An 11654-nucleotide genomic window follows, 5' to 3' on the forward strand; every position below is an offset into this window, starting at 1 on the left:
GTTTGACGTGCGAGCCGGTCACGGTGGCATCATGGAAGCCGGGCATGCCGAATTTCGCCTTTCCTGGAGTATCACGCGTCCGGGACACTGACGAAAAACGGAAAATCCTGCCGCATGACATGAGTTTTATTCATATTCGAAACCCATGAAGGCCAAACCGCTTCCCCCTGTCTACGCACTGCGCGCATTCGAAAGCGCCGCGCGCACCGGCTCGTTTACGCTGGCCGCCGAGGAACTGAGCCTGACGCAGAGCGCGGTCAGCAAGCACGTGAAGACGCTCGAGGCCTACTTCGGCCGGAAGCTGTTCGTCCGGCGCGGACCGAAGATGACCGTGACGGCGGAAGCGCACATCCTCGCGTCGGGCTTGCGGCGCGGCTTCCGGCAGGTCGAGGAAGCGTGCATGCTGTTCCAGACGCAGCGCGACGTGCTGCGGCTCAAGGCGCCGTCGACGCTCACGATGCGCTGGCTGCTCGACGCACTCGCCGCGTTTCGCGCCACGCGGCCGGCCTTCGAAGTGCAGATCGCGAGCGTGTGGATGGATGTCGATACCGTCGATTTCTTCAGCGAATCCTACGATTGCGCGATCCTGCTCGGCGCCGGCAGGTTCGGCGAAAGCACGCATTGCGTGAAGCTGTTCGACGAGTGGCTGATTCCGGTGTGCTCGCGCTCGACCGCGACGGTCGCACGAGCGAACCCGTCCGCGTGCGAGCTGATCCACCCGTCGCCCGACCGGCGCGACTGGCGCCGCTGGCTCCAGGGCAGCGGCCACGCTCTGGACGTCGACATCACGCGCGGGCAGGTGTTCGACATGCTCGAACAGGGGATGGCGGCGGCGATCGCCGGCCACGGGATTTCGATCGGCGACCTCGCGCTGTGCGCGAAGGCGATCGACGAGAAGCAGCTCGTGCTGCCGTTCAAGACGGCCGTCGGCACCGGCGACGCGTACTACCTCGTCTGGCCGGAAGACTCCGGCAAGGCCGCGCAGGTGCGCGAACTGCATGCGTTTCTGGCCGCCCGGATGCCGCGCCTCGCGCATCCGGGCGTCCGCTTCAACGGGGTGGGCTGAAACGCGCGGCCGGCCATCGCGCCGCCCCGTTCAACGGGGGCGACGGATCGCCAGCCGCGCATCGCGACGCCGCCCGCCGCAGGCAGGCGTGCGCCGGACGTCGTTATGCCTGCACGAACGCCAGCAGGTCGGCGTTCAGGACGTCCGCATTGACCGTCAGCATTCCGTGCGAATAACCCGGGTAGGTTTTCAGCGTGCCGTTCTTCAGCAGCTTGACCGACTTCAGCGCGGCATCCGCGATCGGTACGATCTGGTCGTCTTCACCGTGCAGCACGAGCGTCGGGACGGAAATCGACTTCAGGTCGTCGGTCTGGTCCGTTTCCGAGAACGCCTTGATGCCGTCGTAGTGCGCCTTCGCGCTGCCTTCCATACCCTGGCGCCACCAGTTGCGGATCACGCCCTGATGCACGGTTGCGCCTTCCCGGTTGAACCCGTAGAACGGGCCGCTCGGCACGTCGAGGAAGAACTGCGCGCGATTGTCGGCGAGCGCTTTCCGGAAACCGTCGAACACCTCGATCGGCAGGCCTTCGGGGTTCGATGCGGTTTTCAGCATCAGCGGCGGCACCGCGCTCACCAGCACGGCCTTCGCGACCCGGCCGGCCGGCTCGCCGTGCTTCGCGACATAGCGCGCGACTTCGCCGCCGCCGGTCGAATGACCGATATGCACCGCATTGCGCAGGTCGAGCGCCTCGACGACCGCGAAGGCATCCGCGGCGTAATGATCCATGTCGTGGCCGTCCGAGACCTGCGCCGAGCGGCCATGGCCGCGCCGGTCGTGCGCGATCACGCGATAGCCCTTCTGCACGAAGAAGAGCAACTGCGCATCCCAGTCATCGCTGGACAACGGCCAGCCATGGTGGAACACGATGGGCTGCGCATCCTTCGGGCCCCAGTCCTTGTAAAAGATCTCGACGTGATCCTTCGTGGTGACGTATGGCATCGCGATGACTCCTGTGAGGTGAATGAACGTGGCGCACTGGCCGACGACCATTATCGGGGATTATTGTGAAACCCGATTCGACGGTGACATGCCCGGGCCAATCATCCACCCGCAGGAAGCGAACGCGCCGTTTTGCCCCGCGCACCGCGCGCGTCAGCCGTCCGTCGAGACCGTCACGGCCTCCCACGCGCGGATTTCGTCGTCCAGCGCCGACAGCTTGTTGCGCACCAGCCGCAGCGCATCGCTGCCGAGCAACAAATGCGCGGGCGGGTGGTCGGCGCCGATGACGGCGAGCATCGCCCGCGCGGCCTTCGCGGGATCGCCCAACTGCTTGCCGCTCTTTTCCTCGCGCGCCTGGCGGATCGGGTCGAACAGCGCATCGTAGTCGGCGATCGAGCGCGGCGTGCGCGCCATCGAGCGGCCGGCCCAGTCGGTGCGGAACGATCCCGGCGCCACGGCCGTCACCGCGATGCCGAACGGCTCGAGCTCCTTGCCGAGCGATTCGGAAATGCCTTCCAGCGCAAATTTGCTGCCGCAGTAGTAGGCGATGCCCGGCATCGTGATGTGGCCGCCCATCGACGTGATGTTCAGGATGCGGCCGCGCCGGCGTTCGCGCATGAACGGCACGACCGCCTTCATCATCGCGACGGCGCCGAACACGTTGACGTCGAACTGCCGGCGCATCTCCGCGAGCGGCGCTTCTTCCATGATCCCTTCGTGCCCATAGCCCGCGTTGTTCACCAGCACGTCGATGGGCCCGACGTTCGCCTCGATGTCCGCGACGACGCCGTCGATGCGATCGAAGTCGGTCACGTCGAGCACGCGTGCGACCGCCGCGTGCGCGGACAGCGCCTCGAATTCCCGTGCCGCCTGCGCGCTGCGCACGGTGCCGACCACCGTGTGACCGGCCGCCAGCGCCTCCTGCGCCAGCGCGCGACCGAATCCGCTGCTGACGCCCGTGATGAGCATGATGTTGCCGGATGCCATGTGTGCTTCTCCCGAATGTCGATTGAAGCATGCATACTAGTCTGACGATCGATGTCGATTAAGCCAGATTCCGCTGATTTTCTTGCACAAAACTATGAGCGACGCCCCAACCTCCGCCCGATATCCGTCGCCGTCGCCGCGCGACCGGAAACGCCTGGTGACGCTGCTGCGCACGCTGGCGCCCGACGAAGGCTACAACCTGACGGCGCTGCCGAGCGTGCGCATCCTGCGCTCGAACCGCGCGCTGTCGCGCACGCCGGTGCTGTACGACCCCGGCATCGTGATCGTGTGCCAAGGCTCCAAGTGCGGCTACTTCGGCGGCGAGCGCTATCTGTACGACGAACACCATTACCTGGCCGTGTCGGTGCCCGTCCCGTTCAGCATGGAAACCGACGCCACGCCCGAGCGCCCGCTGCTCGCGCTGTACCTGCACCTCGATTTCACGCTGGCCGCCGAACTCGCCGCGCAGATCGACCGCGAAGGCAGCGCGGAACCCGTGCACGCACCGAGAAGCATGATGTCGACGCCGATGGACGAAGCGATGCACGCGTCGGTGCTGCGTTTCGTCGAGGCGATGCACCGGCCGCTCGACGCCGCGATACTCGGCCCGGCACTGCTGCGCGAACTGTATTTCCGCGTGCTCACCGGCGCCCAGGGCAGCGCGATGCGCAGCGCGCTGGCGATGCGCGGACAGTTCGGCCGGATCGGGCGGTCGTTACGCGTGATCCATGCCGACTACGCGCAGCCGCTCGACGTGTCGCGACTGGCCGACGCGGCCGGCATGAGCGTGCCGAGTTTTCACAGTCACTTCAAGGCGATCACGCAGGTGTCGCCGATGCAATACCTGAAGTCGACGCGCCTGCATCAGGCGCGCCTGTTGATGGTGCGTCAGGACCTGACGGCGGAGGCCGCCGGTTATGCGGTCGGTTATACGAGCCCGTCGCAGTTCAGCCGGGAATTCAAGCGTCTGTTCGGCCTGACGCCGGCAAAGGAGACGCGGCGCATGCGCGACAGCTTCGCGATTCCGGATGCATTCGACGATGCGGTGTTCGTGTCGTCGCATTGACCGGCGTCGATCACACCGGCATCCACACCCGGACCATCCTGTTTCGAAGCCGGATCATCACCCCCTCACCCGAGACTCACATGACGCCGTATGCCTTTCGCCTGTTGAATGTCTTCGCCGAATCGACGTTCGGCGGCAACCCGCTTTGCGTGTTCGACGACGCACGCGGCATGGACGACGCGACCATGCAGGCGCTGGCCGTGCAGTTCAACCTGTCGGAGACGACCTTCGTGCTGCCGTCGGCGCGTGCGCATGCGCGTGTCCGCATCTTCACGCCGGGCTACGAGATGGCTTTCGCGGGCCACCCGACGCTCGGCACCGCGCACGTCGTGCGCGACCTGCGCAAGACCGGCGATACGCTCGCACTCGAATTCAAGGCGGGCATCGTCGACGTCCACGCGCGCGACGACGTCTGGACCTTCACCGCGCCGCATGCGGGCATGCCGAACACGGCGCCGTGCGAGCTGTCCGATGCGCAGACGGCAGCGCTGCTGGGGCTCGCCGAGGACGATCTGCTCGCGCCGCCGAAGTGGGTCGACACCGGCGCCGATCAACTGCTGGTCGCGCTCAGGGATCCCGCCGCCGTGCGGCGCGCGCAGCCCGACAGCGCCTGCCTGGACATCTGGCCTCGCAGCAGGCTCGGGCGCAGGACCGCATACGTGTTCGCGTTCGACGCCGAGCGCCCGGGGACGGTCGTGTCGCGCTACTTCTTCGTGAAACAGGGCGGCGGCGTGTCGGAAGATCCGGGCACCGGGTCGGCCTGTGCGAATCTCGGCGGCTGGTTGCTTGCCGCCGGACACGATCTGCCCGCCGCGTTTCTGGTCGAACAGGGCGACGCCGTCGGCCGGCCTTGCCGGCTGCGGCTGTCGATCGGCGCAACGGGCGACATAGGCGTCGGCGGACGCGTGATCGAAATCGGCCGCGGCGTCGTCAACCTATGACACACGCGCGCCGGGTGTCGCCTTCGTTCATCGTGCCCCTACCCGCCACACCGTCACTTCGTGCAGCGTCTCGCCCGGCTTGAGTACCGTCGTCGGGAACGCCGGATGGTTCGGCGAGTCGGGAAAATGCTCGGCTTCCAGCGCGAACGCATCGGTTTGCCGGTAAAGCGTTCCGCCCTTGCCCGCGACGCTGCCGTTCAACCCGTTGGACGTGTAGAACTGCAGCCCCGGCTGGGTCGTGTACAACTCGAGGAAACGCCCCGACGCCGGGTCGTAAGCGCGCGCGGCAAACGCCGGTGCCGGCTGGCCGCCCTGGTCGAGCACCCAGTTCTGGTCGTAGCCGTGCGCGATCATGAGCTGCGGATCCGCGTCGCGCAGACGCGCGCCGATCGGCGTCAACTGGCGCAGGTCCATCGGCGTGCCCGCGACGCTCGCCAGTTGCCCGGTCGGAATCGACGTGGCGTCGGTCGGCGTGAAGCGCGATGCGGCGATCTCGATCAGTTGCCGCTCGACGCTGCCGCCGGCCTGCCCCGCCAGGTTGAAGTAGCTGTGGTTGGTCAGGTTGACGACCGTGTCCTTGTCGGTCGTTGCGCGATAGTCGATGCGAATGACGTTGTCGGGCGTCAATGTGTAGGTCACGTCCGTCGTCAACGTACCGGGGAAACCGTTCTCGCCGTCGGGGCTCACGTAGCGCAGCGTGACGCTCGAACCGTCCGCGTCGCTCCGCGTACCGGTGACCGTCCACACCTTCGCGTCGAAACTGTCGGGGCCGCCGTGCAGCGTGTTCGGCCCGTCGTTGACCGGCAGCTTCCACGTGCCGCCGCCGAGCGCGAAACGCCCGCCGGCAATCCGGTTCGCATAACGGCCGATCAGCGCGCCGAAATGGATGTTGCCGTTGTGGGCCTCGTAATCGCGCAGCGAATCGAAGCCGAGCACGATGTCGGCGACGTGACCCGACCGGTCCGGCACGTCGAGCGCGGTCACGATGCCGCCGTACGTGATGATCTTCAACGTCACGCCGCGCGGGTTCGCGAGCGTGTACTGGGCCACCGGCTGCCCGGCGGCGGTCTTTCCGTAATCGGCGCGGCGGATCGATACGTCGGGCGCCGCCGAGGCGATACCGGCATGGAACCCGATCGTTGCGACCGCACAGATCGCGATCAGCGGGTGTGGTCGTTTCATGGAAGCCTCCGAAGCGTTGCGACGGGCGGCTGCGCGCAAGCTGCGTGCCCGCACGCCGCCGGGCGACAGGCGGAACCGGTCTCGTCTCGGGGATCCGAACACGGCGCCGCGCCATCGCACGCGCATGATCGCACGGAAGCGCATCGATACGGCGGCACGTCCGGCTCGCACGCACCGGATACGGCGCGGCGCACGGCAGGCTGAAACGTCGGTGTCGAGCCGGCGCCGATGTCCGCACCGCTCAGGAGTAGCCGGTCAGCGCGCCACCGCTTCCGTATTCCGGACGCTGCCCAGAAACCGCGTCAGCTCCACCGTCTGCGGCCGCTCGAAGATCTCTTCGGCCGTCCCGGTTTCCCACACCCGGCCCTGGTGCATGAACACGATCCGGTCGCTCACCGCGCGCGCGAAGTTCATCTCGTGCGTGACCATGATCAGCGTCATGTCCTCGCGCGCGAGTTGCTCGACGACGCCCAGCACCTCGCCGACGAGCTCGGGATCGAGCGCGGACGTGATCTCGTCGCACAGCAGCACGCTCGGTTTCATCGCGAGCGCCCGCGCGATCGCCACGCGCTGCTGCTGGCCACCCGACAGCTGTTCCGGAAACGCGTCGAACTTGTCGCCAAGGCCTACGCGCTCGAGCATCAATTCCGCGATCGCGCGCGCCTGCTGGCGATGCGCCTTCTTCACGACCGATTGCGCGAGCATCACGTTCTGTCCGGCGCTCAGGTGCGGAAACAGGTTGTACTGCTGGAACACCATCCCGACCTTGAGCCGCAGCGCGCGCAGGTCGGCGTGCCGCGCATCGACACGCTCGCCGTCGACCGAGATCGTGCCCGCGTCGATGCTCTCGAGCCCGTTGAGCGTGCGCAGCAGCGTGCTCTTGCCGGAGCCGCTGCGGCCGATGATCGAGACGACCTGCCCGCGCTCGACGGAGAAATCGATGCCCTTGAGCACATGATGGGTACCGAAGTTCTTTTCGAGACCACGGGTTTCAACGAGCGACATGCCATCTCCTTTGCAACGTGCGCGCATAACGGGTAAGCGGGTAACAGAGCGCGAAATAGATCAGTGCGACGAGCCCGTACACGACGAACGGCCGGAACGTCGCGTTCGAGATCGCGATGCCGACCTTGGTCAGCTCGGTGAAGCCGATGATCGACACCAGCGCCGTATCCTTCACGGCCTGCACGCCGAAGCCGACCGTCGGCGCGATCGCGATGCGTGCGGCCTGCGGAAGGATCACGTGACGCAACTGCTCGACATAACTCATGGCCAGGCTCGCCGAGGCCTCCCACTGCCCTTTCGGCACCGCCTCGACGCAGCCGCGCCAGATTTCGGCGAGATACGCACTGGTGAAGAACGTGAGCCCGGCCGTGGCCGCGACCCACGGCGGCACGTCGAGCCCGACGAGCGGCAGGCCGAAGAACACGATGAACAGCTGCATCAGCAACGGGGTGCCCTGGAATACCTCGATGTACAGCTTCGCACTGCCACGCAACACCGGCGAACCCGACACGCGCATCACGAGCACCCCGAGGCCGACCAGGCCGCCGGACAGGAACGACACGATCGACAGCACGATCGTCCAGCGCGCGGCCAGCAGCAGGTTGGCGAGAATCTGCCCGAACGTGAAATCGATCATCGCGCACCTCGCACACGACGGGAGAACAGGCGGCGCCCCATCGAACCGAGCGCGCCGCGCAGCAGCAGCGCCATCGCCAGGTACGCGAGCGTGATGACGAAATACGTCTCGAATGCGCGGAAGTTGCGCGATTGAATGTAGCCCGCCGCATAGGTCAGGTCGGCCACCGAGACCTGCGACACGACCGCCGAACCGAGCATCGTGATCACGATCTGGCTCGAGAGCGCGGGAAACACCTTGGCGAGCGCCTGCGGCAGCACGACGTGGCGCAGCATCTGCGCGCGCGACATCGCAAGCGCGGACGCCGCCTCGAGATGCCCGTTCGGGACGGCGGCGACGCCCGCGCGCACGATCTCGACCGAGTACGCGCCGAGATTGAGCGTCATCGCGAGAATCGCGGCCGTGTATTCGTCGATGTGCACGCCGAGCGCGGGCAATCCGAAGAAGATGAAGAACAGCTGGACGACGAACGGCGTATTGCGGATCGCCTCGACGTACGCGCCGATCAGCGGGCGCAGCCGCACGACCACCGGCGCGTCGACGCTGTACGCGGCCGCGCCGAGCACGCCGATCGCCACGCCGAGCACGGTCGCGACCGCGGTCAGCGCGAGCGTGATCGCCGCGCCGCTCGCGAACACGCCGGCGTATTCGGCGAGATCGCCGAATTGAAGCTGGTAGCTCATGACGATTGAGTAAGTTCAGGTTCGGACAACGACACCCGCCGCGCCGGCGGCGCCGGCCGCGGCGGTGTATCAGGCAACACGGCGATCCGTCACAGCCCCGCCGGCAACGGCTGGCCGAGCCATTTCCGCGACATCGCGCCCAGCGTGCCGTCCTGCTTCGCATGCGTGATCGCATCGTCGATCTTCGCGAGCAGGCGCGGCTCGTTCTTGTTGACGCCGACGAAGCACGGCGAATTCTTGATCACGAACTTGACCTCGGGCCGGCGCGGCGGATTCTTCGCGAGAATGGCCGCCGCGACGATGTTGCCGGCGGCGATCAGCTGCACTTGCCCCGACAGGAACGCCTGGATCGTCGCGTTGTTGTCCTCGAAGCGCTTGATCGTCGCGTTCGGCGCAAGCTGCGTCAGCGCGATCTCCTCGAGCGCGCCGCGCGTGGCGCCGACCGTCTTGCCGGTCAGGTCGGCGGGCCCGCTCACCTTCACGTCAGCCGGCCCGAACACGCCCTGGAAGTACGGCGCGTACGCGGTCGAGAAGTCGATGACCTTCTCGCGCTCGGGCGTCTTGCCGAGCGACGAGATCACCATGTCGACCTTGTTGGTCGTCAGGTACGGAATCCGGTTCGCGCTGTTCACGGGCACCAGCTTCAGCTTCACGCCGAGCGATTTGGCGAGCAGCTCGGCCATGTCGATGTCGTAGCCCTGCGGCTGCATGTCCGTGCCGACCGAGCCGAACGGCGGATAGTCTTCGGGCACCGCCACGCGCAGTGCGCCGTTTTTCGCGATGGTGTCGAGCGCGTCGGCATGTGCCGGTGCAGCGGCGAACAGCGCCATCACGGGTGCGGCGATCAGCGCAGCCAGCCAGGTGCGTCGGGGGAACGGTCGAGTCGTCGGGCTCACGGTGAATCTTCCTTGTCTGGTATGTCGTCGGGCAGCGCGCAACCGTTGCGCGGCCGATGCAACTCCAGCAAAAACCGGGCCATTGCCGTGAAACGCTTGCCGTGCCGGCACGAGCGGGAAATGCCGGCAACCCGCATTCCTCATTTCGGTGCATGAGTCGGCATCGGCGACAGCCGTTGCCCCCGCAGTGCGCGCGGGCGCACCAAATTACCTAACCGGTTCATCCGGGAAACACGACCGCCGTGCATGCGCGGTGCCGGCCGGCGCGTTTTGCGGCGCGATCGTCGTGGCCCATATGCACGGATTCGAACAGGTTCAGTCCAAATTTGCATTCCGTTTGTGACGGGAATTACGGCCGAATACGTTCGCGACATACCGTGCGTTTCGCCGCGATCGGCAAATCGCAAGCAGGACGGGCGCGCCTGATTCCGCGCCCGGGTTCTCCGGTACGAGTCGTTCCCGATCGTCCCGCGATCGGGACGAATGCAATCACTTCAGAGCACGAGGACGCAATCATGGCATCGCTTCCGGAACCGTCGACAACGGGCGAAACCAACAAACGCAGCTGGCTCGAATCGCACGAAGCCGGCTATCACAAGACCCTCGGCAATCGACAGGTACAGATGATCGCGATCGGCGGGGCCATCGGCACCGGTCTGTTCCTCGGCGCCGGCGGCCGTCTGCAGGCCGCCGGACCGTCGCTCGCGATCGTCTACCTGGTATGCGGCGCGTTCTCGTTCCTGATCCTGCGCGCGCTCGGCGAACTCGTGATGCATCGCCCCAGCAGCGGCAGCTTCGTGTCGTACGCGCGCGAATTCCTCGGCGAGAAGGCGTCGTTCGTCGCAGGCTGGATGTACTTCCTGAACTGGGCGATGACCGGCATCGTCGACATCACCGCCGTCGCGCTGTACATGCATTACTGGGCGCCGTTCGCGGCCGTGCCGCAGTGGATCTTCGCGCTCGTCGCGCTCTGCATCGTCGCGACGATGAACCTGATCGGCGTGAAGTGGTTCGCCGAGATGGAGTTCTGGTTCGCGCTGATCAAGGTCGCCGCGATCGTATTGTTTCTCGCGATCGGCTCCGTGCTCCTCGGCACGGGCGTGCCGGTGGCCGGCCACGATACCGGCATGCATCTGATCACCGACAACGGCGGGTTCTTTCCGCACGGACTGATGCCGGCGCTGGTGCTGGTGCAGGGCGTGGTGTTCGCGTTCGCGGGCGTCGAACTGGTCGGCACGGCGGCCGGCGAGTGCAAGGATGCGCGCAAGGTGCTGCCGCGCGCGATCAACAACGTGATCTGGCGCATCGCGATCTTCTACGTCGCCTCGGTCGTTCTGCTGGTCTGCCTGCTGCCGTGGAGTGCGTACAAGGCGGGCCAGAGCCCGTTCGTCACGTTCTTCGGCGCGCTCGGCGTGCCGGGCATCGGCTCGGTGATGAACCTGGTGGTGCTGACGGCGGCGCTGTCAAGCCTCAACTCGGGCCTCTATTCGACCGGGCGCGTGTTGCGTTCGCTGTCGATGGGCGGCTCGGCTCCCGCATTCCTCGGACGAATGAGCGCGCAATCCGTGCCGTACGCGGGCATTCTGGTGACCGTCGCGATCTATGTGGTTGGCGTCCTGCTCAACTATCTCGTGCCGTCGAACGTGTTCGAGATCGTCCTGAACATCGCGTCGCTCGGCATCATCAGCACGTGGGGCTTCATCGTCGTGTGCCAGATGAAGTTCCGCGCCGCGGTCAGGCGCGGCGAGGTGGACGACGTGTCGTTCAGGATGCCCGGCGCGCCCGTGACGTCGTGGCTCACGCTGCTGTTCCTGCTCGGCGTGCTGGTGTTGATGGCATTCGACTATCCGAACGGCACCTGGACGATCGCCTCGATCCCGCTGGTCGCGCTGCTGCTCGTGGCCGGCTGGAAATGGCTGAGCAGCCGCGCACGCCGCGGGTTGCTCAAACCGACCATCCCGTCGGTCACGCTGACCCAGCAAGTACTCGAAAAAGGCAACGACTGAGCCGACGCGCAATTGGCGGACGGCCTGAGGCCGACGCAGGCCGCCTCGCAGAACAAGAGACAATTCAATGGCACCGTTTGACGAAATGCTTGCGGGCGATCTGGTTCGCCCGCCCTACTCGCGAGTCAAGGCATGGCTCGACACGCAGAATCCCGCGAGCCTCGCCCAGAAAGCCCACGACGCGGAAGGCGTGTTCCGCAAGACGGGCATCACGTTCGCCGTCTACGGCGACGCGGAGGCCGCCG

11 protein-coding genes and 1 pseudogene are annotated in these 11654 nt (G+C 66.5%); 5 read left to right on the forward strand and 7 right to left on the reverse strand.

The annotated features are described in order from the left end of the window. The first annotated feature begins 145 nt into the window (after positions 1-145). A complete protein-coding gene (locus AC0KUR_RS36360; RefSeq protein ID WP_473377264.1) occupies positions 146-1066 on the forward strand; it encodes a LysR substrate-binding domain-containing protein in 921 nt (306 codons plus the stop codon). A 103-nt stretch (positions 1067-1169) separates the two neighbouring features. On the opposite strand, the gene AC0KUR_RS36365 is transcribed toward AC0KUR_RS36360, so the two are convergent. Then, entirely contained in the window at positions 1170-2006 is an 837-nt protein-coding gene (locus tag AC0KUR_RS36365) for an alpha/beta fold hydrolase (protein WP_034189573.1), read from the reverse strand. A gap of 153 nt (positions 2007-2159) precedes the next feature. Next, positions 2160-2993, reverse strand: coding sequence for an oxidoreductase (locus AC0KUR_RS36370; RefSeq protein WP_226229487.1), 834 nt, complete (start codon positions 2991-2993; stop codon positions 2160-2162). A gap of 94 nt (positions 2994-3087) precedes the next feature. Here AC0KUR_RS36370 and AC0KUR_RS36375 point away from each other — a divergent pair, with 94 nt between their 5' ends. After that, positions 3088-4059: an AraC family transcriptional regulator gene (locus AC0KUR_RS36375; RefSeq protein ID WP_473377265.1), complete on the forward strand. Its 972-nt coding sequence runs from the start codon at positions 3088-3090 to the stop codon at positions 4057-4059. A gap of 80 nt (positions 4060-4139) precedes the next feature. Then, positions 4140-5000, forward strand: coding sequence for a PhzF family phenazine biosynthesis protein (locus AC0KUR_RS36380; protein ID WP_175028480.1), 861 nt, complete (start codon positions 4140-4142; stop codon positions 4998-5000). 27 nt (positions 5001-5027) lie between these two features. On the opposite strand, the gene AC0KUR_RS36385 is transcribed toward AC0KUR_RS36380, so the two are convergent. From AC0KUR_RS36385 to AC0KUR_RS36405, 5 genes are all read right to left on the reverse strand, one after another. Continuing rightward, positions 5028-6182 carry an aldose epimerase family protein gene (locus AC0KUR_RS36385; RefSeq protein ID WP_226254329.1) on the reverse strand — a complete coding sequence of 385 codons (1155 nt, stop codon included), beginning with the start codon at positions 6180-6182 and terminating at the stop codon, positions 5028-5030. A 255-nt stretch (positions 6183-6437) separates the two neighbouring features. Further along, positions 6438-7187, reverse strand: coding sequence for an amino acid ABC transporter ATP-binding protein (locus AC0KUR_RS36390; protein ID WP_034189549.1), 750 nt, complete (start codon positions 7185-7187; stop codon positions 6438-6440). Beyond that, positions 7174-7824: an amino acid ABC transporter permease gene (locus AC0KUR_RS36395; RefSeq protein ID WP_069705813.1), complete on the reverse strand. Its 651-nt coding sequence runs from the start codon at positions 7822-7824 to the stop codon at positions 7174-7176. The genes AC0KUR_RS36390 and AC0KUR_RS36395 overlap by 14 nt, the downstream gene beginning before the upstream one ends. Next, a complete protein-coding gene (locus tag AC0KUR_RS36400) occupies positions 7821-8507 on the reverse strand; it encodes an amino acid ABC transporter permease (protein ID WP_049036812.1) in 687 nt (228 codons plus the stop codon). The genes AC0KUR_RS36395 and AC0KUR_RS36400 overlap by 4 nt, the downstream gene beginning before the upstream one ends. Positions 8508-8596: 89 nt before the next feature. Beyond that, a complete protein-coding gene (locus AC0KUR_RS36405) occupies positions 8597-9403 on the reverse strand; it encodes a transporter substrate-binding domain-containing protein (RefSeq protein ID WP_034189546.1) in 807 nt (268 codons plus the stop codon). 515 nt (positions 9404-9918) lie between these two features. Between AC0KUR_RS36405 and ansP the strand changes: the two genes are divergently transcribed. Together ansP and AC0KUR_RS36415 are read left to right on the forward strand one after the other, a co-directional pair. Continuing rightward, positions 9919-11409 carry an L-asparagine permease gene (gene ansP / locus AC0KUR_RS36410; RefSeq protein ID WP_049036810.1) on the forward strand — a complete coding sequence of 497 codons (1491 nt, stop codon included), beginning with the start codon at positions 9919-9921 and terminating at the stop codon, positions 11407-11409. A gap of 67 nt (positions 11410-11476) precedes the next feature. Beyond that, a pseudogene (locus tag AC0KUR_RS36415) lies at positions 11477-11654 on the forward strand (circularly permuted type 2 ATP-grasp protein); the annotation flags it as partial.

Source organism: Burkholderia sp. YHN3-13, assembly GCF_055810675.1.

What these genes read in the sequence shown, in the direction of transcription:
- AC0KUR_RS36370 (WP_226229487.1), bottom strand. Translation starts at nt 2,993, where the DNA reads ATGGCATCCGGCAACATCATGCTCATCACGGGCGTCAGCAGCGGATTC.
- AC0KUR_RS36400 (WP_049036812.1), bottom strand. Translation starts at nt 8,507, where the DNA reads ATGAGCTACCAGCTTCAATTCGGCGATCTCGCCGAATACGCCGGCGTG.
- AC0KUR_RS36365 (WP_034189573.1), bottom strand. Translation starts at nt 2,006, where the DNA reads ATGCCATACGTCACCACGAAGGATCACGTCGAGATCTTTTACAAGGAC.
- AC0KUR_RS36395 (WP_069705813.1), bottom strand. Translation starts at nt 7,824, where the DNA reads ATGATCGATTTCACGTTCGGGCAGATTCTCGCCAACCTGCTGCTGGCC.
- AC0KUR_RS36360 (WP_473377264.1), top strand. Translation starts at nt 146, where the DNA reads ATGAAGGCCAAACCGCTTCCCCCTGTCTACGCACTGCGCGCATTCGAA.
- AC0KUR_RS36390 (WP_034189549.1), bottom strand. Translation starts at nt 7,187, where the DNA reads ATGTCGCTCGTTGAAACCCGTGGTCTCGAAAAGAACTTCGGTACCCAT.
- AC0KUR_RS36375 (WP_473377265.1), top strand. Translation starts at nt 3,088, where the DNA reads ATGAGCGACGCCCCAACCTCCGCCCGATATCCGTCGCCGTCGCCGCGC.
- AC0KUR_RS36385 (WP_226254329.1), bottom strand. Translation starts at nt 6,182, where the DNA reads ATGAAACGACCACACCCGCTGATCGCGATCTGTGCGGTCGCAACGATC.
- AC0KUR_RS36380 (WP_175028480.1), top strand. Translation starts at nt 4,140, where the DNA reads ATGACGCCGTATGCCTTTCGCCTGTTGAATGTCTTCGCCGAATCGACG.
- ansP (WP_049036810.1), top strand. Translation starts at nt 9,919, where the DNA reads ATGGCATCGCTTCCGGAACCGTCGACAACGGGCGAAACCAACAAACGC.